21 protein-coding genes are annotated in these 25252 nt (G+C 47.3%); 9 read left to right on the top strand and 12 right to left on the bottom strand.

The window, feature by feature from the left end; all coding sequences use genetic code 11:
- Window positions 1-182 precede the first annotated feature (182 nt).
- From meaB to A8O23_RS07235, 6 genes are all read right to left on the bottom strand, one after another.
- Window positions 183-1166: a methylmalonyl Co-A mutase-associated GTPase MeaB gene (meaB, locus tag A8O23_RS07265; RefSeq protein WP_066618833.1), complete on the bottom strand. Its 984-nt coding sequence runs from the start codon at window positions 1164-1166 to the stop codon at window positions 183-185.
- A 66-nt stretch (window positions 1167-1232) separates the two neighbouring features.
- The gene (locus A8O23_RS07260) at window positions 1233-1637 is read right to left on the bottom strand and encodes a DUF1801 domain-containing protein (RefSeq protein ID WP_066618831.1); all 405 of its coding nucleotides are present in this window, start codon (window positions 1635-1637) and stop codon (window positions 1233-1235) included.
- An 88-nt stretch (window positions 1638-1725) separates the two neighbouring features.
- On the bottom strand, window positions 1726-2892 hold the full coding sequence (locus tag A8O23_RS07255; protein WP_066618829.1) for a YncE family protein: 1167 nt from the start codon (window positions 2890-2892) through the stop codon (window positions 1726-1728).
- Window positions 2893-3658: 766 nt separating this feature from the next.
- On the bottom strand, window positions 3659-6214 hold the full coding sequence (locus A8O23_RS07245; protein ID WP_066618824.1) for a zinc-dependent metalloprotease: 2556 nt from the start codon (window positions 6212-6214) through the stop codon (window positions 3659-3661).
- 260 nt (window positions 6215-6474) lie between these two features.
- Window positions 6475-8607 (bottom strand): methylmalonyl-CoA mutase, encoded by a 2133-nt coding sequence (gene scpA, locus A8O23_RS07240; protein WP_074988336.1) that lies wholly within the window; start codon window positions 8605-8607, stop codon window positions 6475-6477.
- 310 nt (window positions 8608-8917) lie between these two features.
- On the bottom strand, window positions 8918-10750 hold the full coding sequence (locus A8O23_RS07235; RefSeq protein ID WP_066619505.1) for a methylmalonyl-CoA mutase family protein: 1833 nt from the start codon (window positions 10748-10750) through the stop codon (window positions 8918-8920).
- Window positions 10751-10989: 239 nt separating this feature from the next.
- Here A8O23_RS07235 and A8O23_RS07230 point away from each other — a divergent pair, with 239 nt between their 5' ends.
- Both A8O23_RS07230 and A8O23_RS07225 read left to right on the top strand, forming a co-directional pair.
- Complete coding sequence (locus A8O23_RS07230; RefSeq protein ID WP_066618821.1) at window positions 10990-11739, top strand: DUF72 domain-containing protein; 750 nt, start codon at window positions 10990-10992, stop codon at window positions 11737-11739.
- A 317-nt stretch (window positions 11740-12056) separates the two neighbouring features.
- On the top strand, window positions 12057-12293 hold the full coding sequence (locus A8O23_RS07225) for a hypothetical protein (RefSeq protein ID WP_153042112.1): 237 nt from the start codon (window positions 12057-12059) through the stop codon (window positions 12291-12293).
- Here A8O23_RS07225 and ctlX read toward each other — a convergent pair.
- The 3 genes from ctlX to A8O23_RS21420 all read right to left on the bottom strand — a co-directional run bounded on the left by ctlX (window position 12290) and on the right by A8O23_RS21420 (window position 14206).
- Complete coding sequence (gene ctlX, locus A8O23_RS07220; protein WP_066618816.1) at window positions 12290-13240, bottom strand: citrulline utilization hydrolase CtlX; 951 nt, start codon at window positions 13238-13240, stop codon at window positions 12290-12292. The genes A8O23_RS07225 and ctlX overlap by 4 nt on opposite strands.
- Before the next feature lie 285 nt (window positions 13241-13525).
- Window positions 13526-13789: a hypothetical protein gene (locus A8O23_RS07215; protein WP_239693360.1), complete on the bottom strand. Its 264-nt coding sequence runs from the start codon at window positions 13787-13789 to the stop codon at window positions 13526-13528.
- A 132-nt stretch (window positions 13790-13921) separates the two neighbouring features.
- Window positions 13922-14206 carry a hypothetical protein gene (locus tag A8O23_RS21420; protein WP_153042111.1) on the bottom strand — a complete coding sequence of 95 codons (285 nt, stop codon included), beginning with the start codon at window positions 14204-14206 and terminating at the stop codon, window positions 13922-13924.
- 221 nt (window positions 14207-14427) lie between these two features.
- Here A8O23_RS21420 and A8O23_RS07205 point away from each other — a divergent pair, with 221 nt between their 5' ends.
- The 5 genes from A8O23_RS07205 to A8O23_RS07185 all read left to right on the top strand — a co-directional run bounded on the left by A8O23_RS07205 (window position 14428) and on the right by A8O23_RS07185 (window position 19218).
- Window positions 14428-15198 carry a 5'-nucleotidase C-terminal domain-containing protein gene (locus A8O23_RS07205; RefSeq protein WP_066618807.1) on the top strand — a complete coding sequence of 257 codons (771 nt, stop codon included), beginning with the start codon at window positions 14428-14430 and terminating at the stop codon, window positions 15196-15198.
- 98 nt (window positions 15199-15296) lie between these two features.
- Window positions 15297-16232, top strand: coding sequence for a bifunctional metallophosphatase/5'-nucleotidase (locus A8O23_RS07200; RefSeq protein ID WP_066618803.1), 936 nt, complete (start codon window positions 15297-15299; stop codon window positions 16230-16232).
- Between the two features lie 95 nt (window positions 16233-16327).
- Window positions 16328-17752: a chromosomal replication initiator protein DnaA gene (gene dnaA, locus A8O23_RS07195; protein WP_066619504.1), complete on the top strand. Its 1425-nt coding sequence runs from the start codon at window positions 16328-16330 to the stop codon at window positions 17750-17752.
- A 31-nt stretch (window positions 17753-17783) separates the two neighbouring features.
- Window positions 17784-18218, top strand: a complete 435-nt coding sequence (locus A8O23_RS07190) for an RrF2 family transcriptional regulator (RefSeq protein ID WP_066618802.1) — start codon at window positions 17784-17786, stop codon at window positions 18216-18218.
- Between the two features lie 361 nt (window positions 18219-18579).
- Window positions 18580-19218: a peroxiredoxin gene (locus A8O23_RS07185; RefSeq protein ID WP_066618801.1), complete on the top strand. Its 639-nt coding sequence runs from the start codon at window positions 18580-18582 to the stop codon at window positions 19216-19218.
- 104 nt (window positions 19219-19322) lie between these two features.
- On the opposite strand, the gene A8O23_RS07180 is transcribed toward A8O23_RS07185, so the two are convergent.
- The 3 genes from A8O23_RS07180 to A8O23_RS07170 form a co-directional block, all read right to left on the bottom strand.
- On the bottom strand, window positions 19323-19820 hold the full coding sequence (locus tag A8O23_RS07180) for a hypothetical protein (RefSeq protein WP_066618799.1): 498 nt from the start codon (window positions 19818-19820) through the stop codon (window positions 19323-19325).
- Between the two features lie 67 nt (window positions 19821-19887).
- On the bottom strand, window positions 19888-20319 hold the full coding sequence (locus A8O23_RS07175; protein ID WP_066618796.1) for an OsmC family protein: 432 nt from the start codon (window positions 20317-20319) through the stop codon (window positions 19888-19890).
- 134 nt (window positions 20320-20453) lie between these two features.
- The gene (locus A8O23_RS07170; protein ID WP_066618793.1) at window positions 20454-21671 is read right to left on the bottom strand and encodes a sensor histidine kinase; all 1218 of its coding nucleotides are present in this window, start codon (window positions 21669-21671) and stop codon (window positions 20454-20456) included.
- 581 nt (window positions 21672-22252) lie between these two features.
- Between A8O23_RS07170 and A8O23_RS07165 the strand changes: the two genes are divergently transcribed.
- Together A8O23_RS07165 and A8O23_RS07160 are read left to right on the top strand one after the other, a co-directional pair.
- Window positions 22253-23752: a GH3 auxin-responsive promoter family protein gene (locus tag A8O23_RS07165; protein WP_066618791.1), complete on the top strand. Its 1500-nt coding sequence runs from the start codon at window positions 22253-22255 to the stop codon at window positions 23750-23752.
- Between the two features lie 341 nt (window positions 23753-24093).
- Window positions 24094-25242, top strand: coding sequence for a 1-deoxy-D-xylulose-5-phosphate reductoisomerase (locus A8O23_RS07160; protein ID WP_066618788.1), 1149 nt, complete (start codon window positions 24094-24096; stop codon window positions 25240-25242).
- Window positions 25243-25252: the final 10 nt, after the last annotated feature.

Here is a 25252-nt window from a genome sequence, read left to right as displayed (position 1 = left end):
GATATTTTACCCCTATTGTTGTTTTAAATATTTTTAAAAAGTTTTAAAATAGGCTGAAATGGCCTTGAAAGTGGTTTTAACGCTGGTCTGGATGGGGTGAAAAGTAGATCAGAGCTTTGTAGAGATGAGGAAGGGAAGAAAATATTTAGCGTGAGAGCTCTTGTGGGCTGTAGTAGCCAGACCTATGGAAGATGCTGCAAAAGCTCGGCGGCGGCGGCAAAAGGAGACTTACTTCCTTCTGAAACCTGCTTTGAGATGGTAGCCCACTGTTTTTTGACATCTTCATTTTGGTAAAACCGCTCTTCCAGGCTTTGCCTGATGCTCTGTTTTAGCCAGTGTAAATTCTGCTCTTGCCTGCGCTGCTGGAAATAACCGTTCTTTTGGGTGAGCTGCACATACTCCGTCACTGATTGCCAGATTGCGTCAAGCCCAGTTTTGTCATAGGCAGAGCAAACGCTTACGGTGGGGCTCCAGGTGGAGGGGTTTACCGGAAACAAATGCAGCGCGCTCTGATATTCAGCCTGTGCACTGATGGCTTTTGGTATATTATCTCCGTCGGCTTTGGTAATGGCAATGGCATCGGCCATTTCCATGATGCCTTTTTTTATACCCTGTAGTTCATCACCTGCACCGGCCAGCATCAGTAACAAAAAGAAGTCAACCATTTCATGTACGGCCGTTTCAGATTGTCCTACGCCTACCGTCTCTACAAAAATGACATTAAAACCGGCGGCTTCACAAAGTAGAATGCTTTCACGGGTGCTGCGGGCCACACCGCCCAATGTTTTGCCCGCTGGAGAAGGCCTGATGAAAGCCTTAGAATTTGCGGCCAGCGTTTCCATGCGGGTCTTGTCGCCTAAAATGCTGCCCCCGGTGCGTTGGCTGGTGGGGTCAATGGCAAGCACAGCCAGTTTCTTATCCTGCTGCTCCAGCAGGTAGTTTCCGAAGGCTTCAATAAACGTGCTCTTGCCCACTCCTGGCACGCCAGTTATGCCAATCCGGACGGAGTTGCCTGTTTGAGGCATAATTTGCTCCATTACCTGGTGTGCCAGATCCTGATCAAATGGTAAAGTGCTTTCCACCAAAGTAATGGCCCGGCTCAATAGAACACGGTTACCAGACAAAACTCCGGCGGCATACTCATCTGGTGTAAAGCGTTTAGGCACTTGTTTTAGGCTTGTTTTCTGAAAAGTAGGCTAAAAATACACATGTTTCCGTTGGTAATACGGCTTTCACTTATCCCTTACCCGAGATTTAGTTTTCTTATTCTGCATTTTCAGCTCATTAAAAAGAATAGCCTCCTGAAGCAAATCATGCAACGCCTCAGCCGGAAAAGCTTTGTCAGGATAAATTCTGACTTTTCTGATCTGTTTGGTGTCTGGTTCTGCGAACAACTTTTGTTCATTGCTCAAATGCACTCCTTCTACAAAACCAATGTACACATGGTCTTTCTGCGGGGCTAAATAACATACCATACCGAAGCAGTAGTAAAAGGCGCCACCATATTTAAACTGCTCCTGCATTTGTGGGCCCTGGCTTAAAATAAATAGCCGTAACCGCAGCAACATATCTCTTTGCCAACCCTCATGTTGCTGAATATAATCTGTTACCGCCTGAGAATAGGAAGAAAGTTGCATGCCCTAAAATAGAAAACGGCGCCTCCCGCTGCAATAGCGGGAGGTGCCGTTTTAGGGGTGTTTTCTGAAAATCAGGTGAAAAACAGAATTATTTCTGGTGTACCACAAAGCCAGTTGGTGCGGTAAGGTTTTGGAAGTAGAAGGAAGGGAAGTTTGGTAAGCCAAATTCACTCCGCTGGGTACCTAAGGAAATGCCGTTGTCTTTGTAGTTGCTGAGGTTGCCCAACTCATTAGGGCTTCTGATAACGCCCAAGTATGAACTGCCGTTCCGGGCTACATAAATACGACCATCAGGAGCCAACTGCAACGCTCCAAATTTCGAACTCATGCTTTTCGCTACTACTTGGCCAGAGGCCACAATGGTTTCAGGTGATCCAGAAGACAAGTCGAATTGAAAAATACGAGCCTCCCTGCCATTCTTGCCATTTCTGGAGCCATATAGTTTGCTGCCATCCGGAGAGAACTCAACGCCATATGCTTCCTCAAACTGGCCTAAATCTACTGCGTTTGTAACCTGGCCAGTGGCATTGTTGAAATCGAATAGCTCCAGCTTGTTCACGGGCGCCCAGGTAGCCATGGCTAACTTATTCCCAGCCACCGATGCTTTCAAATATCCAATAGTGCCGCCGTTGTCTCCGGTATGCATGCTGCCTACATTGCTTTCTACCGGACTGAAGGTAATGCCAGAAGGCGAAAGTAAATAGGCATAGAAAAGCGTGCTGTTCCAGCGGTGGGTAACAATCCAGAAGTCGCGGCCGTTGCGGTGCCGTACAGCGGTTAACTTTTCAGTAACTGGCGCAAACACCAGGTTGTTTTTGGAAATGACTTCTCCCAATCCTCCGTTTTTGCTCATGTCTATGAGGTGGTACTGCAGCCCATGGTCCTGCCCTTGAAAATCAGTTGTGAACAGATAGTAAATGGTAGAAGAGCCAGGCTTCAGGAGAATAAGAGAAGATTGAGTTGCAGATTCATGCCCTTTCAACTCAGTGCCGTTAGCCATAAGCTGGTGATTCTTGTTCCATACCTGCATGCCGTTGGAATAGAACAGCAAATTCCCGCTGGCATCTGACACCACCGCGCTCCCTTCCTCACTGAAAAGCCTTCCGTTCTTTATCGGAGTTGGTTCAGTTGATTGAGAAAAGGACAGGCCGGCATTTCTTCCAAAATACCACGTTGTTGCTTCCTTCTGCGCCAATGCGGAAAAAGAAATCAGACTTACAGACAGGGCCAGGAATTTTTTCACAAACTTCTTCATCGCTAACAGAACAAAAGATCCTGTCAGAAGAATTCAAAGATTAGGCCAAATTCACATACAGCTCAAAAGAGTAGTGCTAGTACAGGTGTATAGCTAACAAGGCGCACAAGTTTTTAGCGGTTCCCATTGAATCAGGCAAGGCAAGATCAATTCTGATGTGGGAGAATGCATTTTTAACCCTTTGTGGGCTGTCAGACAATCGAGTCACACTGCTTAACAACAGTAAGCAGGTGGCTCCAACTATAATTTTTCTTTTCATGATGGGTTTAGTAGGATAGGTTTATGTATGAAATTTCGGAAGAATTAACAGCGATAAAAAGGAATGTGTGAAGACATTTGTAACAGTTGATGTTGTTGAATATTAATTAATTAGTTTGCTGATATACAGGTGATTGTGTTTTATTTTATAGGTAATGTTTGTTGCCGAAGGAATGAAATGTTGAAAAAAAATACTGTTTTTAAGTTGTTTTGTAACATATTGAAGAGTCTGGTTTTGTGCTGAAACAGTCAAAAAGTGCTTTTTTTTATGCTTTGCAACATGATGTTTTTGAGCCAGAATCAATAGCCTTTCAGCTCAGCGCCTTTATGACTCATGAAGAATCCTACCCTCATGCTCCTTTCAAAGAACAGATTCTAATAGCAGAAGCTGGAGTGGTAGGCACCAGTCAATTATGAATGCTGAAAATTATTAAGTGGGGGAGGTGAATAAAAAAAAGCTGCCCTAGTTAAGTAGGACAGCTTTTTCTCCAATTAAATTTATCTAAGCTTAGCCTCTTGGGTTCAAGGCTTCATCAATGCGGTCTAATAAGTCTAGTAGATGATAATCGCTCAGAGTATCAGAGTTGCTGTTCGCTGACCCTTTAATCATTCTGTTGATGTTGCGCAATTGGGCTTTGGCCACAGAAGTTACATCGGTTTGCTGGTAATTCACGGTAGGAGTGCTTCTTCTGGTGGTGGTAGTTTGGGAAGAAGCGCTTTCTGAAGGTCTTGCCAGCTCAATTAACTGTTCCACATAAATCTTCTGTAGATTGCGGCGGTAAACATCAATTGGCTGATTGTCTTTTGCTTCCCTGAAAATAATGTTATTCAGGTCACCAAATAAATCGGTCACTTTGTACGCCTTGGTACCATCTATAGCCTCACCTACTACTAATTTGTTGATGGTGTTGCCACTCACCAAACGGTTCAGAACAGCCTGCTGGCTGCGTGAAATCACTGTAAGCGGATTTTGCCCCGTATTATTCAATACTGTCTCATTCAGGAGCCAGGTAGGGGTGGTGAAAAGTTGTTTGTCTAAGAAGGCCATGGCTTCTCTCTGGGTAGCAGCTGGCGTGCGTTCATATACAAAACCCTCTTGCTCTACCGTTTTAGGGTTTTCATACACACCACCAATGTTTTTGGCTACATGCCCCATGTAACGGTTAAATTGGCCAGTCAACTGATTGTACATGCCCTGCAGGTTCTCATAGCCCTGGTTTTCTTCACGGGTCCACTCGGGTAACTTCACTAAAATACGCTGTAGGTTTTTGATGCCGTAGGTACTGGCCAGCATAGCGTTATCACCCAAGTCTTCATTCTGAGAATGCGGGTCGTCTGGATTAGTTTCCGTACCAAACCAGTTGCGACGGTTCTTCAGAGCTTCCATGGTCATTTTATTCAGAATAGGAACTTCCTCCTTCGCGTTATCCGCTTGCGGAAGTACACGGTAGCCCCACTCTATGGCCCACAGGTCATAATCACCAATTCTTGGGTAAAGACCTTTGGTAGAAATGTTGTCTTCTGGCTGAGCCACGTAGTTGAAACGGGCGTAGTCCATGATAGACGGGGTGTGGCCATTGGCTTCCACCCATTTTTTGTTGCGCAGGTTTTCAACTGGCACGGTTGAGCTAGAGCCGTAGTTGTGGCGCAGACCCAAAGTGTGACCAACTTCGTGCGAAGAAACAAAGCGAATCAAATCGCCCATCAGCTCATCTGGGAATTGCATTTGGCGAGCTCTAGGGTCAACGGCTGATGCTTGAATCATGTACCAGTCACGCACCAGTTTCATCACGTTATGGTACCAGTTAATGTGGCTTTCCAGAATCTCGCCGCTACGTGGGTCAGCAATGCTAGGACCGCTGGCGTTAGAAATCTCAGAAGGTTTGTATACTATGGCGGAGTGACGGGCATCTTCCAAGCTCCAGGTAGGATCTTCTTTAGGCGTAGGGGCTACTTTGCCAATCACAGCGTTTTTAAAACCAGCCTTTTCAAAAGCTTTCTGCCAGTCATTTACTCCGGCAATCAGATAGGGTACCCATTTCTTAGGAGTGGCAGGGTCAATGTAGAAAATAATTGGTTTGGCTGGTTCTACCAATTCGCCGCGCTTGTACTTGGCCATGTCTTTCGGCTTTGGCTCCAGTCTCCAGCGCTTCACCATTCTAATGTCTTTCACACCCTGTGGGTTGGCGTCAAAATCTACATAACCAACAGTGAAGTAACCTACGCGTGGGTCAAAGTAACGGGGTTGCATAGGTTTTTTTGGCAACACTACCATTGAAGAGTTCACTTCAATAGTTGAAGAACCGTTAAGCGCGCTATTTCCGCCGCCACCGCTGGAGCTGCTTCCGCCACCAGTAGTAGGAGGGGTGAGCACGTACGTTTTTACAGTAGAGATTTCAACGTTTGCCGGAAACGTGCGGACATCTTGAATGTAGCTGCGGTCACCAATAAAGTTGCCTAACCGGAAACGTGATTTGCCGGCAGTAGAGTTGAACGAGAAAACATCGTTTTCGCCTTTAATGTAGCTGGTTACGTCAATTACGCTTCCTTTTCCGTTGGGAGCGTAAGCGGCTATATCAAACGCGGCCACAATGGCTTGTACGTTCGAGCGCTGCACCGCCTGGTACATTGACGCGGTGCTGTCTGGGCTATAGGTATCAAAAGAAACCTTCCGCATAAAAATACGGTCATCCGGACCTTTCTCAAATATAACTACGGCAGAACCTATCTGGTCACCGGCATAACCTGCTGCTGAACGAACTTCAGCTCCGGCCTTAGAAATACGGTTTACCACCAGAATTTCACGGCCCAGTACTGAGTCAGCCAATTCAAAGAAGTACTTGTCTTCTACTTTGTGTACATTGAAAAAGCCAGTTTTAGACAAAGCCTTGTCAGTGATGACATCTGAATATGCTTTGGGCTTCGAGTTTTTGGTGTCATTGCCTTTCATGCCGGCAGTCCCGGCTACCCGGCGGGTAGAATCTGCGGGTTGTGTTCGGCCCTGGGACATGGCAACGCCCGCAAAGGACGCACATAGCCCCAGGGTCAAGATGAATTTCTTCATAAGGTGTAAGCTGGTTTGTTAAAAAGGGTTGTAGTGTTAGGTGTTGAATTTACACGTTTTAGACTATAACTTCTGTCAATGGTTTAAAAGGTAAGATAATTAAAGTGCGAAAAGTTTAAACCGGGAGGTGGTTTAGCCTTGTTTTCAGAGAAAGAGGCGAAAAATGGCTGTGTGTCTGCTAGATATTATACATGGGGCTTTACGAGCTGCCGAGCGTCTACAAACCCTCGGCAGCTCGTTTCTTTTTAACCAGCTTTGGGTTAACTTTTAAGTAATTTCTCCAGAATCTCCTGAGCAGCCACACTGATGACCGTACCTGGACCAAACACCCCAGCTACCCCAGCGTCATACAAAAACTGGTAGTCCTGCGCCGGAATCACGCCGCCGGCAATGACCATTATGTCTTCTCGGCCTAGCTTCTTCAGCTCAGCGATCAACTGTGGAATTAAGGTTTTATGCCCGGCGGCCAGACTGCTCACGCCTACCACGTGCACATCGTTTTCAGCGGCTTGAAGGGCTACTTCCTCTGGAGTTTGGAAAAGTGGACCCAAGTCAACGTCAAAGCCGAGGTCGGCGAAAGAGGTGGCAATTACTTTGGAGCCGCGGTCATGGCCGTCCTGGCCCATTTTGGCAACCATAATGCGGGGGCGACGGCCTTCCTGGGCCGCGAACTGATCCGCTAGCTCCTGGGCTTTGCGGAAGTTTTCATCGTCTGATATTTCTGAACTGTACACGCCTGATATAGATCTGATAGTGGCTCGGTGGCGACCGTATACTTTTTCCAAGGCATAAGATATCTCGCCGAGGCTGCACCGCACTCGAGCAGCATTTACGGCTAGCTCCAGCAGGTTGCCTTCGCCTGTTTCAGCAGCTTGTGTGAGAGCATCCATGGCAGCAAAGACAGCGGCTTCATCACGGTTCTCACGGAGTTGCGCCAAACGGGCTAACTGGGCTTCGCGTACGGCGGTGTTGTCAATGTCTAAGATTTCCAGTTGCTCTTCCTGCTCCGGCCGGAATTTGTTTACGCCTACAATTACGTCTTTACCGGCGTCAATACGTGCCTGACGGCGGGCAGCGGCCTCCTCAATGCGCATTTTAGGCAAGCCAGTTTCAATGGCTTTGGCCATGCCGCCTAAGCGTTCCACTTCCTGAATTAAATCCCAGGCGCGGTGTGCGAGTTGATGGGTGAGGGCCTCCACGTAATAAGAGCCGCCCCAAGGGTCAGCAGTTTTGGTAATGTGCGTTTCCTGCTGCAGATAGATTTGGGTGTTGCGGGCAATGCGGGCGGAGAAATCGGTTGGTAAGGCTATAGCTTCATCCAGCGCATTGGTGTGCAGACTTTGGGTTCCGCCTAAGGCGGCGGCTAAGGCTTCCACGGTAGTACGGGCCACGTTGTTGAACGGGTCCTGCTCGGTTAAGCTCCAGCCAGATGTTTGGCAGTGCGTGCGCAGGGCTAGCGATTTGTCACTCTTGGGGTTGAACTGCTTAATGATCTTGGCCCAGAGCATACGAGCCGCCCGCATCTTGGCAATTTCCATGAAATGGTTCATGCCAATGGCCCAGAAAAACGACAGCCTAGGAGCGAACGTGTCAATGTCCATGCCTGCGGCCAGACCTGTGCGCACGTATTCCAACCCATCGGCTAGGGTGTAGGCTAGTTCAATATCGGCGGTGGCGCCGGCTTCTTGCATGTGGTAGCCAGAGATGCTGATGGAGTTGAACTTGGGCATGTGCCTGGAGGTGTACGCAAAAATATCAGCGATAATCCGCATGCTGGGCTCCGGCGGATAAATGTACGTGTTGCGCACCATGAACTCTTTTAAAATGTCGTTCTGGATGGTGCCGCTCAGCTGCTCCGGCTTCACACCCTGCTCCTCAGCCGCCACAATATAAAAGGCCAGAATGGGTAACACTGCACCGTTCATGGTCATAGACACGCTCATCTGGTCCAGCGGAATCTGGTCGAACAGAATCTTCATGTCCAGAATAGAATCAATGGCTACACCAGCCTTGCCTACGTCACCAACCACGCGTGGGTGATCAGAGTCGTAGCCCCGGTGCGTAGCTAAGTCAAACGCCACCGATAGCCCTTTCTGACCGGCGGCCAGGTTGCGGCGGTAAAAAGCGTTTGATTCTTCGGCCGTGCTAAAGCCGGCATACTGCCTGATCGTCCATGGGTTCTTCACGTACATGGTGCTGTACGGACCCCGCAAATAAGGAGGTATGCCAGCAGCGAAGTCCAGATGCTCAAACTTTTCAGTGTCTTCTTTGGTGTAGAAGTTCTGCAGCGGCAGGCGCTCAGCCGTCTTCCAGGTTTTCCGCTCCGTTTTTGGCTTGTTTTCCGGAAAAGAGCCCGAAAACGTAAATGGTATTTTGGTGAAATCTGGTTTCATTTTTTTAGACGTTAGATGTTAGACGCAAGACAAAAGACTATCCTGCAATGGCATCTGGTTTCTATTCTTAATACTGCACCGTTCATTCATTTGCACTTGCTTTCGCCGTTTTCCCCTCCACTGTTATCTTAGAAGAATTTGGTGGCGGGTATAGGTGTTCTTAGTTGTCCTTCTGAGTGCAGACGGAGAATCTTACTATAATTCTTCTGTAAAACTTCTTCGTTAGATCCCTCGGTTACACTCGGGATGACCTAAAGGAGAATAACGCTAGACTCAGAATTCAGGACTCAGGACTGGCGCGCGCAGCGCGCTACATTAGCCGTTCCTGAATGCGGGCAATGATCTCTACTGTATCACAACCCTGAAATAGAAACTCGTCAAAACCGTGGGCGCGGAGCTCATCTTTCAGGTGCAATGGGTCATCGGCTAAAATCAGGGCGGGGCCTTGCCGATGTTGGGCGCGCATGCCAGTGGCAAAAGCTTCGGCGAATTTGTCGAACTCATTTTCTGGGGCGGCCATCACAATTACCTGCACATCCATCTCTTTCACGGCACCCAAAGCAGCTGAAGGGGTATCGAACTTGAGCACCTGCGTGGTGAAGCCGGAGCAGGTAAAGAACTCCCGCGCAAACGAAGCGTGTATATGTTCCTGAAGGGCGTTTCCAATATGCACCACCAGCGCGTGCGGACGACGGTTTTTCTTGCGGTAATGCAGTTCCGTGGCCAGGCGCATGACTTCATAGGAGTAGGCGGCGCGGGTGTTGTCGAATTGTTTGCTCTGAATCAGATCCTCAGGGTCAAAATCATGCTTTTCGTTGGGGTTGGGGTATTTGTTCGTGCCCAATATCACTTCTTTGCCCGAGGCAATGTCTTTGAATTTTTGACTGCTGGCCTCTTTTATCAGGTTGTTGATATAACCTGTATTAGAAGCCGGAATGAAACCACCCCTGCTCTCTATGTCCTGAAACAATGCCCAAGCTTTCTCAGCGATTTGCTGGGTAAGGTATTCCAGGTAATAAGAGCCGGCTGCTGGGTCAATGGCCTGGTCTAGATAAGCTTCTTCTTTCAGAATGATGGGAATGTTACGGGCGATACGCTCGCTAAAGTCATTGGCCTTCCGGAAAGTGCTGTCAAACGGCTCCACTTCCACGGAGTTCACTCCGCCAATCACTGCGCTCATTACCTCAGTGGTGTGCCGAAGCAAATTAGTGTGCGGGTCCAAAGTTGTCTGGTGCCAGCGCGATGTGGAGGCATGAATACTCAAGGCACCGGCAACACTAGCAGGAGCGCCAAAGGCTTCCACTATTTTCGCCCACAGCAGCCGTACCGCTCTGAACTTGGCAATCTCGAAGAAGTAGTTGGTGCCTACGGCCAGGTGAAATTGCATGTTCTGGAAAATTCGCTCTACGGGCAGAATGTCACAGTTAAGACCATTAGTGTAGCAAACCGCAATAGATAGAGTGATTGCCACTTCCTGCACCAGCGTAGCTCCTTTGTTGCTGAAGTGAGAGCCATTAATGGTGAGGGCGTAAAAATTAGGAGAGTCTAAGGTCTGTTCCATTAGGTGCTGCACGTGCTCCATGTCCAGCTGCTTATAATTCTCTGAAGACAATATAGGCGAACACTTCAGAAATCCCTGTAACTGGTTCAGGTTAACTTTTTTGCGGGTGAGCCCTGCGAGTAGGTGATGCAGAAAATTGGCCGCTTCGGTAGAAACAGTGTAGGCCACCGGCACCTGTGTCAGGTCTATTTGCTCAATGAGGTAAACTGTATCAAAATCATAGCCTTGCTCCAATATGAAATGAATGCCATCTGCTCCTTTTCTTAGCACCTCTACGGCTTTGTCAACGGCCTCTCTGCCCTTGCCAGATACTCTGATCACCTGGTAGTTCAGCCAGTTATTTTGGTTTGTTTTGGGCGTGCGCAGGTAAGGGTACTGTCCGGGCGCGGTGTAGAAGGCGGCATCAGCTGGGCGATTATCTTTCGTATAAAAAGGAGCCACGACAATTCCTTCATAACTCTGCCAGTGCAGGTCATTTGGGTCGGCGCCTTTTAGGTCTTGTTTTATCTTGGCAGCCCATTGCTCTGCCGTTACCGGCCCGAACTCAGGGAATAGTGCCTCTGAAGAGGAAGTGTCAGTCATACAAACGCTAACGGTTGTTTGGGTAAATATAGCTTTTTGCTTGAACTGTTCTACGGCAGAACTGGTAATTCCGCTGCCGTGCAATGTTAGGTTTGGCCTGATTAAATAAAAATTGCAGCGTTAAGGAGTGGAGGTAATTCTGTGTAAGAAAAAAGCTTTCTGCTGTTTTTGATGTGTTTTTCTAAAAATAGCTCCAAAACAACGGAAACTTGCTCTCTGATTCTGCGTCTGTACACCACATGGAGCTACCTCAAGACAAACTGTACATTGGCACCTCGGGCTGGAGTTACGCCTGGCGCGGCATTTTTTATCCTGAAGATATCAAGTCAGCGGAGATGCTACCTTTTTACGCCCAGCACTTTAACTGCACCGAGGTCAACAGCAGTTTCTACCATTTCACCATGGAGAAAACTATTCAGAAGTGGCTGGACATTACACCGCCTCATTTTAAGTTCGCGCCCAAACTTCACCGCTCCATTACCCATGAAAATCGCCTGCAAAACATTGAAGACCCGCTCCGCAAGTGGATGGGCCGTTTTCTGATAATGGGAGAGAGGCTGGGGCCGGTACTGGTGCAGTTGCCCGGTTCTTTCCACTACAACGAAATGGTGGCCAAGCATTTCTTCACGCTGCTCCGGGATTTGTATCCCCAAACAGTATTTGCGCTGGAAGTCAGGCACGTTTCTTGGCACACAGAAGAAGCGCTGGAACTGCTGGAGGAATTCAACATTTCATTGGTAGTGATTAGTGCCGGTAAGAAATGGCCTGCCCTAGCCGCCGCCACTACTGATACGGTTTACCTGCGTCTGCACGGCCACGAGGTAGTCTACCGCAGCCCTTATCCAGAGGAAGAATTGGAGCGGTTTACTTACATGGCGCAAGACTGGCTCCTGGACGGGAAAGAGGTGTGGTGCTTCTTCAACAATACCATAGGCGGAAACGCTACTACTGATGCGCAAAAGCTAAAGCAGATGCTAATAAATTTGTAAGGCTGATTTTGAGTTGTTTTTGAAAAAAGTGGCCGAAAAGAGGATGTATTTCAGATGGGTACCAAGGATAGAATTTGGTACGAACTTGCAGTTTTATCAGTAATGCGTGGGAGACGAGGCAGTGCCTAGTCTCTACAGGAACAGACCTCACAGGTTTTATAACATGTGAGGTCTTTCTTTTGCTGGTGTTTTTAGCCTGATTTTTCAAAAACAGGCCAAAAACGCATTTAGTGGTACTACTTACTCTCCGAGGTAGAGGAACAGAGAAGTGTAAGGCAAAGGAAAACACCAAGTTTCCAACATCAGTAGATGCGAGAATGGAGAAGCACGCCTGCGGCTTGTACTTATTAGGTCTCTCGGCGTTGGTTGAATTGGCCGCAAAAGTAGAGGTTCAGCAATGTGTGGTGTCGCTGCAAGGCAGCGAAGGTAGTCAGAGACTACCTGTCCATCTGACGTTGGCAGTCAATAGACTCCCAACAGCAACAATAATCAGTAAGAAAATTCAGTTTCAGCAACCAACAATCAACAACAAGCAATCAACAATCAGCAACTAAACGAAAACCTCCGCCAACATACAACGGGCGCTTCCGCCGCCATGGGCTTCAATGGTCCTCAGGTCTGCCCTCACCATTTTAGTACGGCTGTTCAATTCCTCAAACTGGTCTTTGCGCAAGGCTTTGTAAGCTTTCTCTGACATAATCAGTACGGGCTCACCTGATTTGTTGCGAGCATGCAGCATGTTGCCAGCCATTTTCTTTACCTGCGCCAGGCTCAGGTCTATGATTTCTTTGCCGGTGTCTACCAAGGCTTCCAGTAGTACGCCCTGTTCTTCCTCGTCCTGAATTGCCTCTAGGCATACAAGCGCAAAATCAGCGCCAATGCACATAATCACGTTGGTGTGGTAAATAGGCAGCCCGTCTTGGTCAGTGGCATGGAAAACGATGGGGCGGTAGTTCAGCTTATCGCAGAAAACTTGCAGGGGCTCTACGTGGGTGCGGTTAGAGAGGCAGGCGTATGCTAGGCGGTGCTCGCGGTCCAGTACCATGCTGCCGGTGCTTTCCAAAAACTTGCCCTGCTCCTCAAAATAGGTTAGGTCAATGATTTCTGTGAACGGCAAGCCGTGCTCTTCTTTCATCTGCCGGAAAATATCAGGGTGACGCTCCAGGTGGCGGGTGGGGGAGTACATGGGATAGAGCACTACTTTGCCGCCCTTATGGAAGGAGATCCAGTTGTTCGGGAAAATGGCATCTGGGGTGGCAGGTTCTTCGGGGTCATCCAGCACCAGCACGTCAATGCGGGCAGCCCATAATTTCAGCAGAAACTGATTGAACTCATCCAGAGCTTTTTGCTGCACTTTGTCTTCGGCTCCAGCCGGAACCTCCTGTTGAAAGGCATTGTCCTGGGCGGTTTCGGGGTTTGAGGAGAAGTGGGCAGGTCTTACCAGCAGCAGTTGGTCAGCTAAGCGAGCCTTGGGGTGCGTAGGCAGTTGTTTGATTTCCATTCCGCAAGATACAGAAATCAGTTGTCAGTGAACTATGAGTAATGAGCAATGAGTAATGAACAATGAGTAATCAGCAATTATCAAAAACAATCAGCAACCTACAGACAGCCGTCAGCCCTTGTTGGTGATAACACCAACAAGGGCTGGATGATTAGTGAACAACCATCAATCAGCAATCAGAAACCAACAGCTTTAAGCACAAAAGCGTTTCGGGCCTGCTTTTTAAAAAACAGGCCCGAAACGCTTTGATTTGTCTATAAAGAAAAGGGTGTGAAGTGCAATGTGTTAACAAACAGCTTCTAATTGCTCAGAGGATACCGCGGCTTTTTTGGCAGTACCTGTTTTGCTTCGGCGGAAAAGGCGGAAGCAGCGACCCATAATGCGGCGAAAGCTTTTAGGGAAAGTAGCGCGACACCAGCGCTTCAATTCCCGTATTTCATGCGTCAATAGCAGGCGGAGGCATTTTCGGAGCTCTTTCTCAAACAATACTACGTCAAAACTTACTTTCAAAAGAATCATTTTGCTGTAAGAGAGGTATGAGGTGCTCATAATAGTAAGAACGTTTTTTCAATAGGTTGCTCAATAGGTAGATAAGGAACGGGAAAGAATCCGGTTGCCGGCAGCGCCGGAAAAGGATTAACGGGAAATGTATGCTAGATAAGTGGCCCCCCAATCTTACTCTCAAATCAGAAATCGCCGGAAAAGCAGGTATAGCAAGGGCCGCACGGAACGGGTAGAAGAGAGGGAGTTCCCGCTGGCCGCCCAGGCTAAAACCTGCAGGCGAAATAGAGTTGACAGAGGGGTTGATAATGTAACCTGGTGCAGCAGTTTTTGCCACACTTTCTTTGCCCGTACTCGCCAGAGCCGAGGTGCCGGGCGGGCGGCCCACACCCTTAGCAGGAACCGGTAGAACCCCGGTGTCCAGGACCACAGCAAACGGAATATGTTCCAAATTATCTGTGCCATAGGTGTTATAGATAGGTAAACAGCAACCGTTGGGCCTAGCGGTTAACTGGAACAAGTATACTAAAAAAGTATTTAACTGTCAAGTGTTTAGCAAATGAACTTGAGTTGAAAAGGAATTTGTTTCTGGCTTAATTTTTGGAAAACAGCCCTGAAACAGAGATAGACCAACGTTGGCTTTTTAATAATGGTGGCCCTATCTTTGAGAAAATCAGTATTTATTCATGAAATTAAAATTTATCAAAAATATAAGGTGGGCTTTCTTGAGTATAGGAGTGTCTTTGGCCTTGTCAGCCTGCTCCCGAGAGCTCATTCCAACTGCCCAGCTTACAAAGCCCACTGATATTCCGGTTACCACACAAGTGCCGCCAGACCCTGCAGCTCAGGAGGCAATTGCTCCCTACGCCGCTCGTGTAAATGAAACCATGAATGAGGTTATAGGGCAAGCCCCGGTGGCATTGGAGAAGGGCGTAATTGAATCAGCACTGGGTAACTTTGTGGCCGACCTGACCCGTGAACAAACCATGAAGGTGTATGGCAAGCCCATAGACATGGGGGGAATGACCAGCGGCGGCCTGCGAAATCCCATTGACAAAGGTCCGGTAACGGTAGGCGATGTGTTTGAGCTGATGCCTTTTGAGAACGAGATGCTAGTACTCACTCTTTCCGGACAAACCGTGAAAGATATGTTTGACTATGCCGCGCGGGTGCAGAATCTATCAATTGCCAATGCCACGTACACCATGCGAAACGGCCAGGTGCAAAGTATCATTATTGGAGGCGAACCTTTTGATATCAATAAGACTTACACCTTGGCAATCTCAGATTATCTGGCCAACGGCGGCGACAACATGAGTTTCCTGAAAAATGCCCAAAAGGTTGAGCAAACAGGATTGCTGGCCCGCGATGCCATTTTGAATAAAATAAAAGAGTTAACCGCACAAGGCAAACCTGTCACTGCAGAGGTTGACGGCAGGGTGAAAGTGTTGAATTAGAATTCAGACATAAGACGCAAGACATAAGATTTAAGATTCCTCTACGAGAGGAAAGAATAATCTTGTGTCCTGCGTCTTGAGTCTTATATCCCAAAAACATGAAACGCAGAGAATTTATAAAGAATACCGTAGCTGGAACGGCTGGGTTAAGCTTATTGGGTCTTCCTGGTTTGGGTATGGCAGCCAGTTGCCCCATAAAACTAACCATTCTGCACACCAACGACCAGCACTCGCGCATTGAGCCCTTCCCGAACGATGGGCGCAAGTATGGCGGAATGGGCGGCATGGCCCGCAGAGCTTCTTTGGTAAAGCAAATCAGGGCGCAGGAGCCTAACGTGCTGTTGTTAGATGCCGGTGATATTTGGCAAGGTACGCCTTACTTCAATTTTTTCGGCGGTGAGGTGGAGTTTAAACTCATGACCCAAATGGGCTATGATGCCGCCACCCTAGGCAACCACGACTTTGATAACGGGCTGGAGGGGCTGCAGAAACAGTTGCCTCACGCTGGTTTTCCTTTTATTATAGCCAATTATGATTTCACCGGAACAATTTTAGAAGGTAAATTCAATCCTTATAAAGTATTTGTGAAACAAGGCGTGCGGGTAGGGGTATTTGGCTTAGGTATACAGCTGAAAGGCCTGGTGGCAGACAACCACATTGGCAACACCAAATATTTAGACCCAGTGGCTACGGCCAATAAAATGGTGAAGACGCTGCGCGAAGAGGAGAAGGTAGATCTGGTTATTTGTCTTTCGCACCTAGGGTATGCCTATGAAACTGATAAAATAAGTGACCGGAAACTAGCCCAGCAAGTGAGCGGCATTGACTTAATCATTGGAGGTCATACGCACACGTTCTTAGACGAGCCCGAGAGAATCACACACCCTAGCGGCCATGAAACTCTGGTGAACCAAGTAGGGTGGTCGGGCATCAACTTAGGTAGAATTGATTTTACATTTGATATAAAAAAGAAAACAAAAACCGCTACTACGGCTTCTGTTCTGCCCTTAAATAATAGTGTCAGAATTTCATGAAGTTCAAGTTTTTTGTTCAAGAGTTTTTTTACATTTTTGTACCCCTCTGAAAAAATTAAGACTCAAAAAAAGCGGGATTGGAAGAAGCGATGTTAATGGTAAAGGACTGTACAACCGTCTGGCATAACTGTTTACAGGTTATCAAAGACAACATAGGCGAGCAAAGCTACAAGACGTGGTTTGAGCCGATTGTGCCATTGTCTTTGGCCGGCAACGTCTTGACAATTCAGGTACCCAGCCAGTTCTTTTACGAATGGCTGGAGGAGCATTACGTGAGTTTGCTCAAAAAAGTGGTGTACCAGGAGTTGGGCAGCGAAGGCCGCCTGGAGTACTCTATTATAGTAGACCAGGGAAATGACCAAAGCAAGCCGCAGACCGTTAACATTCCAACTAAGAAAGTACCTGCCGCGGTAGCCAACTCTTACCGCCCAGAGCAAAGTTTCCTGAAGAACCCGTTTGAGTCAAAAGCCATTGACCGGCACTTCTTCAACTCGCAGCTTAACCAGAGCTATACCTTTGAGAACTACATTGAGGGAGACTGCAACCGTTTGGCCCGCTCGGCAGGCTATGCCGTAGCCAACAAACCGGGTACTACCTCTTTTAACCCATTAATGGTGTATGGCGGTGTAGGGTTGGGCAAAACCCACCTGGTGCAGGCCATAGGTAACCACATCAAGAGCAACAATCCAGATAAGTTTGTGCTATATGTGTCTTCTGAGAAGTTCGTGAACCAGTTCATTGAGTCTTTGAAGACGAACAGTGTGCAGGATTTTGCTAACTTTTACTTGCTGGTAGATATTCTCATTATTGACGATGTGCAGTTCCTGAGCGGAAAGGAGAAGACGCAGGAAATGTTCTTCCACATTTTCAACCACCTGCACCAGTCTGGTAAGCAAATTGTCATGACCTCTGACTGCCCGCCACGTGATCTGAAAGGACTGGAAGAACGTCTGTTATCCCGTTTCAAGTGGGGACTTACCGCTGATCTTCAGAGCCCGGACTTTGAAACCCGCATGGCCATCATCTACAAAAAGATGCAGAGCGACGGAATTCATATTCCGGACAACGTGATTGAGTATCTGGCTTACAGCGTTGATACGAACGTGCGGGAACTGGAAGGGGTGTTGATTTCGTTGATTGCGCAGTCGTCACTGAACCGCAAAGAAATTGACCTGGAATTAGCCAAGTCGGCGCTCAAGCACATCATTGAAGACGTTGAAACTGAAGTAAACCTCGATTTCATTCAGAAAACCGTAGCTGAGTACTTCCAGGTGAGCCTGGACTCGCTCAAAGCCAAAACCCGGAAAAAAGAGATTGTGACGGCACGGCAGGTGGCCATGTATTTCGCGAAGGAATATACCAGCCACTCGCTTAAATCTATTGGGTACCATTTTGGCGGTCGTGACCACTCAACGGTAATACACTCGGTACAAACGGTTTCTGATTTAATTGATACCGACAAAAAATTCAAGGCTTCTATTCAGGAGCTACAAAAGAAGTTCAGGGTAAAAGCGGGCTAAGCAAAGCCTGCCTCTCTGGCACCTATACCCTATGATTTCAAAAAAGGCCAAGTACGCGCTCAAGGCTCTCCTTTACCTGGCGAAGCACCAAGACCGCGGCCTCGTTCTTATTTCTGAAATTGCCGCCGCCGAGCTCATCCCGCGTAAGTTTCTGGAGGCTATTCTGGTGGATTTAAAGGTGCAGCAGGTAGTGCAGAGCACTCGTGGCAAAAACGGCGGCTATACGCTGGTCAAAGACCCCTCTCAAATATCAGTGGGCAATGTGATCCGCATGGTAGACGGCCCGCTGGCCCCAGTGCATTGCGTAAGCCATCTCTATTATAAGAAGTGCGATGAATGCGTAGACGAAGCTACTTGTGAGATCCGTCTGCTCATGAAGCGCGTCCGCGACGCCACCTGTGATATATTGGACACCACTTTCCTGACAGACCTGAACAAGGTGAAAGCGCTGCTGGTGGCGGAGTAATTTCAGGTAACAGTAAACAATTATCAGTTAACAGCAAGGCAAAATTTGTCTCAGGCGCTCGCCGGTTCTCCGGAGGCTACAGGTTTATTACAGATTACGTTTTCGGCTTGTTTTCTCAAAACCAGCCTTAAAACGAAAATGTCAATAATTCTGCTTCTTCCTCATGCAGATCTTAAGGATCTTAAGATTTTAATGTAAATTTTATCAACACTTATTAGGATTTCCAAAAATTGGGCTCTTAATTTGTCTACTACTTCTATAGAGATTCTCAATTCCATTGAGCTATTGAGCAGTTAAAAGAGGAGAGGCTATAGAGAGTAGATGAACCAGAACCTTTAGTAACACATTAATAGATAAAACCATGGCATTACGATTAGGCGATATCGCTCCTGATTTTACCGCAGAAACCTCACAAGGTACCCTGAACTTCCACGAGTGGATTGGAGACGGCTGGGCTGTATTGTTTTCGCACCCGCGCGATTATACCCCGGTTTGTACAACTGAACTAGGTGCAGTTGCCAAAATCAAAGACGAGTTTGACCGCAGAGGCGTGAAAGTGGCTGCTTTGAGCGTAGACCCAATTGACTCGCACCACGGCTGGATTCAAGACATCAATGAGACGCAGGAGACCAACGTGAACTTCCCGATCATTGCTGACCCAGACAGAAAAGTTTCTGACCTGTACGACATGATCCACCCGAACGCCAGTGATACTTTTACTGTTCGTTCTGTGTTCATTATTGGGCCAGATAAGAAAGTGAAACTTATTTTCACGTACCCAGCCTCCACCGGCCGTAACTTCGCTGAAATCATTCGCGTGATTGATTCTTTGCAATTAACTGCCAACCATAGCGTAGCTACTCCGGCTAACTGGGAAAACGGTCAGGACTGCGTGATTCTTCCATCTGTGAAGCAGGAAGAAGTAGAGGCTAAATTCCCGAAAGGTCACCGTGTCATCAAGCCTTACCTGCGCATGACGCCGCAGCCAAACTTAGACTAGGTTTGACTACAAGATATAAAAACAGAAATGGCCATCCTGCAAAGGATGGCCATTTCTGTTTTAGGCCTATTTTTTAGAAAAGCAGCTGTAAAAGCTAACCTCTGTTAACGACGGTTTGGTGTAGAAGTGTCAGTTACAGGTATAGCATGTCTGTTAGCTACTTCCAACAGTTTATCCTTTACCAGGCGGCTTTTTCTGCGGGTGCTTACCAACCGCAGATCAATCTGGCAGCGGCTGCCGTCGCGCATGGTAAAGCGGGCTTGGGTGTTGTTAATGTTGATGGAAGTTACTTCTTGCAGGTAAATAGCAAGCTTCTTTTTGAAATGCCCTCTTTTCTCCACTACATATGCTGGCGTAATCTCCAGGTAAGACTGCTGCCCGAACAAAGACGTGTTCTGGGCCAGTATGAAAACCAGGTACCCCAGTGCCAGCAGCAGAAAAATGTAATGGATAAAATGACGGTCGTTGGTAGAGGAGCCGGGTTCCGTGAAAATCAGGAATAAGCCGTATGTAATCCACAGCAGTACCAACGCCAGCTGTACCCCAAAAGAAATTTTATGGTCGCGCGAAGGGCGCAGACCAACTCTTGCCAATGATTTCATGCAATAATGTGTGCCTATTGGGCAAAGATAGCAAATTTCTGATATGACCTCTTTGCCTTGCTTGGCCTTATTTTAAGGTAGCTGATAGGTTAATTTCCGGCACAGAGGCCAGTGCTCTGGAAATAGGGCAACCTTCTTTGGCTTTCTGAGCCAGGTTCTGGAAATTATCGTTGTTGATTCCCTCTACCTGGGCGGTGGAGGTTAAGTCTATTCTTTTGATGAAAGGCCCGGTGTCGTCTTTGCCCAGGTGAACTTTGGCTTCGGTTTTTACCTCGGTGGCCGGAGTGCCGTTGTTTTCAAGAAGGCTGCTCAAAAACATAGAGAAACAGCCAGCGAGGGCAGCGCCAATTAATTCTTCTGGGTTGGTGCCTGTCACGCCCTCCTCAAAGCGGGAGCCGAAGGAGAAACGGGCGTCTAACGTGCCGCTTTGGGTGGAGACAGTGCCTTTGCCGTCTTTCAGGCCACCTTGCCAGGTAGCGTTTCCAGTATTGTTTGCCATGGTTTTAGATTAAGTATTTTTTGTAGATATATAAAAATACTTAAAAGATTAGGAATAAGTTATATTCCTAATCTTTTGATAGCAACCAAACTTTGTTCTGCCAGTGGTAGGGCAAGTAGAGTAGAGGTTAGTTGTTAATTGGCGCTGAAGGTGTTTTTCTGAATGGTAAAGGAGAACGTAGTGCCTTGGCCGGGCTCAGAGCAAATGTTCACTTCGCCGCCTAATTTCTCTACCAGTTTTTTTACGGTAGATAAGCCAATGCCAGTACCTACATTATCGTTCTTGCTTCTTCTAAAGGTTTGAAACAACCTGAATATTCGCTTTTGCTGAGTTTGCGGAATGCCTCTTCCGTTATCAATTACCGTGAATTCGTAGTTAGTTGGTTGATCCACAAACTGTACCTCAACAGTGCCTAAGGCTTTGTCATTGTAATGAATAGCGTTGCTGAGCAAGTTCAGGAAAATTTGCTGCAGGGCTGTTTTAGAAGTAGTGATTCTAGGCAAATCTTTCGGGTACACCACGTTAATGTTCTGGGGCGGCGATAGAATCTCAACTACTTCGCTCACCATGTCAGAAAGGTTAAAGCTGGAACTTTGCTTTGGCGAAAGCTCTGTCACCCGTGAGTATTCCAATACCCCGTTCACCATTTCGCGCAGTCTGGAAGCCGCTACGTGCAGTAATCGAACAGATTGCCCTGCCTCGGGGGGCATACCTGCGGCATAATTCTCTTCCAGATTTTTAGCAATGCCAACAATGTTGTTAAGAGGAGCTTTTAAGTCATGTGAAACAATAGAGGCAAAATTATCTAACTGCTCATTGGCCAATTGAAGTTTCTTCTCCCGCTCGTTAAGTTGTGCCAGTTTCTTCCGAAGTTCCAGTTGGGCCACTACTTGGTTGGCCAATGCCCGCAAAGCATCTATCTGGCTTTGCTCCAAAGTACGCGGCACTTGGTCTACCACGCACAGTGTGCCTAAGGCTATGCCCTCAGAAGTTACTAAAGGCGCGCCTGCATAAAATGTAACGTGGGGTGGGTTCAGAACAAAGGGGTTCTGAGCAAAACGCTCGTCTTTGCGCGTATCATGCACCACCAACACTTCCTCGGGGTTAAGAATTGAGTGCGCGCAGAAAGATACATCTCGGGAAGTTTCTACCACATCCAGGCCAACTTTAGATTTGAAGAACTGACGGTCACAGTCTATAAATGAAATCAGCGCAATAGGGGTCTGGCATAGCTGAGAGGCAATTCTGGTTATCTCGTCAAAATCTTTTTCTGGGAGAGAGTCCAGTATGTCATACTCCTGGAGCAGCCGAAGCCTTTCTGGCTCATTTGCGGGAAGAGTGGGAGTAATCATTTGAAGTTATAGTAAGGGTTTAGGCTATACAAACTCAATCAAATTGAAGAACAAGCAAAAGCTTAAACAGACCTACTTCTGGTGGTGCCTACTCCAAGCTCAATTCTTTTCTTACCTTGATAACAGCAAAGTAGATTAGAAAAGTGCATTTGATCGCTAAATTATTTAGGGTTTCATGCAAAGGTATAAAACTTTGCTTATTAATGTGTAAACGAATATTTTAAAATAAATAATGTGGAATTTCAATTCTAATATTTAATAGTAAAGTTCAAATTATTGAGAAAGTGAAGGTGCGATGGAGAGAGTGTTTTAGGTCTGTTTTTAGAAAATCGGGTCTAAAACACTACAGCTATAAATGCCTGATGAATGTACACCTTAGCCGTAGATTAGTATATTTACTGTTTATGCTTCTTAGCTAAGCCTCTAGTGTTAGTCTGTTGTTGGAATTATTGGTGGGCAGCAACTGGGTTAAAGGTAGATCAACAGTTAGGGAGTAATAACAGTAGATGAATGGCAAGTGCTTGTGCAGGATTCTACCCAAGGCTGTGCCGAAGTCTTTTTATAACCTTAAAGTTAGTTGAATGGGAATAAAAGCATTGTTGAGTAAACCCTTGGCTGCCTGGGTGCAGACAAACCAGAAAAGCTGGATGGAGCAGCCTGCTCAGGCCCAGCAGCAGGTTTTTCAGCAAATACTGAAAAAGGCCTCAAATACTGCTTTTGGGCGCGACCATTACTTCAAAGACATACAATCACCTAAAGACTTTGCCCAAGCCGTACCTGTACGAGATTACGAAGGGTTGAAATCTTACTTTGACCGCGTGAAAGAAGGGGAAAAAGATGTACTATGGCCGGGGCAGCCGCTGTACTTTGCCAAAACCTCAGGCACTACGTCGGGCACCAAATACATTCCCATCACAGCAGATTCTATTCCTAACCATATCAACGGCGCCAAAAACGCGCTGCTGAACTACATTCACGAGACTGGTAAGGCACAGTTCTTGGATGGTAAACTCATCTTCCTGAGTGGGAGCCCAGTGCTGGAGCAAACGGCAGGCATCAACACCGGCCGGCTATCGGGTATTGTGAACCACCATATACCTAGTTATCTGCGCACAAACCAGCTGCCCAGCTACCAGACCAACTGCATTGACGACTGGGAGACCAAGTTAGATGCCATCATAGAAGAAACGCTGGGGCAAAAAATGACGCTTATCTCAGGTATTCCGCCCTGGGTGCAGATGTACTTTGACAAAATAATGGCGCGCTCCGGCAAACAAATCAAAGACGTTTTTCCAGATTTTAACTTGTTTGTGTACGGCGGGGTGAATTTTGCGCCGTACCGGGCTAAGCTGTTCGAGAGCATAGGCCGCAAGGTTGATTCCATTGAGACCTTTCCAGCCTCTGAAGGCTTCTTTGCTTACCAGAATCAGCAAGATGATCCGGGGTTGTTGCTTCTGGCCAACAGCGGCATCTTCTTTGAATTTGTGCCTGCAGAAGAATATCACCAGCCCAACGCACGCCGCCTTACGCTGGCCGAGGTGAAAACCGGGGTAAACTACGCTTTAATCATCAACAGCAATGCAGGGCTTTGGGGCTACTCCATTGGCGACACGGTTAAATTTACATCGCTTTTCCCGCATAAATTAGTAGTAAGTGGCCGCCTGAAGCACTTCATCTCAGCTTTTGGCGAACACGTAATCGCTGAAGAAGTAGAGGGAGCTTTGAAAGACGCCATGGCCGAATTCCCCGAAGTGGCGGTAACTGAATTTACTGTGGCACCTTTCGTGAGCCAGGGCGAAGGAAGCTCCTACCATGAGTGGCTGGTGGCGTTTGCACATCCGCCGCATGAACCGGAGCGTTTTGCCAAAGCCTTGAATTGGCACCTCCGCCGGCGCAACAGCTACTATGATGACCTTATTTCCGGCAATATTCTGGATACTTTGAAGTTGACGCCTCTGCCGCAAGATGCTTTTCAGCAGTACATGAAAAGTCAGGGCAAGCTGGGAGGCCAGAACAAAGTGCCTAGGCTGAGCAATGACCGCACCGTGGCTGATAATTTGTTAGAGGTGGTTAAAGGTTAAATCTTTTGCTACATCAAACCTTGGCGTCATTCTGAGCATTCTTGAGGCGAGAGCCGAAAAGAGCTAGCGTAGCTATAGAAGGATCTAACAGAGAATTTTGTGTGGGTGCATTCTTGAAAAAAATCCACTTCTAAACTTATGAGTTGTGAAATTGTTCCTGTGTAGTGTTTTAGTTGGATCCTTCGGCTGCGCTCAAGATGACTAAAGTGTCAAGAATTTTCTGGTGCTGTGGTCAAAGAGAGCAAGAACAGTTCAGCATCTCACCACATAAGGCTCGAAAAAACTCCCGTTTTTAAGCTAATTTTGTAAAAACAGGCCAAAAACGGCTTTACCATTATTGCATGAAGAAACGAGTAGCCATTCTCGGCTCCACTGGCTCCATTGGCACGCAGGCTTTGGAGGTGATACAAGCCCAACCCGAAACCTTTGAGGTAGAAGTACTCACAGCGCACTCAAACGCTGATTTACTTATTAGTCAAGCCATTGCTTTTCAACCCAATGCCGTAGTGATTACCCGCGATGACTTATATGAGGCCGTGCGTGATGCTTTGGCAGCTCACCCAATAAAAGTGTACGCGGGCATGAACGCCGTGAACAGCGTGGTGCAGATGGAGACTGTAGACATTGTACTGACCGCCATGGTGGGTTATGCTGGTTTACAATCTACCATAAAAGCTATTGAAGCCGGTAAAACCATTGCCCTGGCGAATAAAGAGACATTGGTAGTGGCAGGGCAACTTATCACGGAGTTGGCTCGGGAAAAAGGCGTGAACATTTATCCGGTAGACTCTGAGCACAGCGCTATTTTCCAATGCCTGACCGGCGAATTCCATAACCCAATAGAGAAAATCATTCTAACCGCTTCAGGAGGTCCTTTCAGGGGAAGAGGGCGTGAGTTTCTGCAAACAGTGACCAAAGCCCAAGCGCTCAAGCACCCTAACTGGGACATGGGCGCAAAAGTTACCATTGACTCCGCTTCACTCATGAACAAAGGCTTAGAGGTGATTGAGGCTAAGTGGCTGTTCGGGCTGAAGAATGAGCAGATTGAAGTGGTGGTGCACCCGCAATCTATTGTGCATTCGCTCGTTCAGTTTGAAGACGGTTCTTTAAAAGCGCAGTTAGGCCTACCAGACATGAAATTGCCTATTCAATACGCGTTAGGTTATCCGCAGCGTCTGAAAAGCAATTTCCCTCGGTTTAGTTTTCTGGATTACCCGCAGTTGACATTTGAAAAACCAGACCTAGAAAACTTTCAAAATCTTGGCTTGGCTTTTGCCGCCATGGAGAAAGCCGGAAACGCCCCTTGTGTGCTCAACGCCGCCAACGAGGTAGCCGTTGAGGCCTTTTTGAAAGAGCAGATTGGCTTTTTAGAGATGTCAGACCTCATTTCAGACTGTCTCGCCAAAGTTGCGTATATTGCCACTCCTTCGCTGCAAGACTATGTAGAAACAGACCAGGAAACTCGCCAACTGGCGCTTTCTATGGTATAGGTAACAGCCA

This window comes from Rufibacter roseus (genome assembly GCF_001647285.1).
GTDB lineage: Bacteria > Bacteroidota > Bacteroidia > Cytophagales > Hymenobacteraceae > Nibribacter > Nibribacter roseus.
The sequence above is the reverse complement of the archived record's forward strand: the minus strand, read 5'-3'. Positions and strand labels throughout refer to the sequence as shown.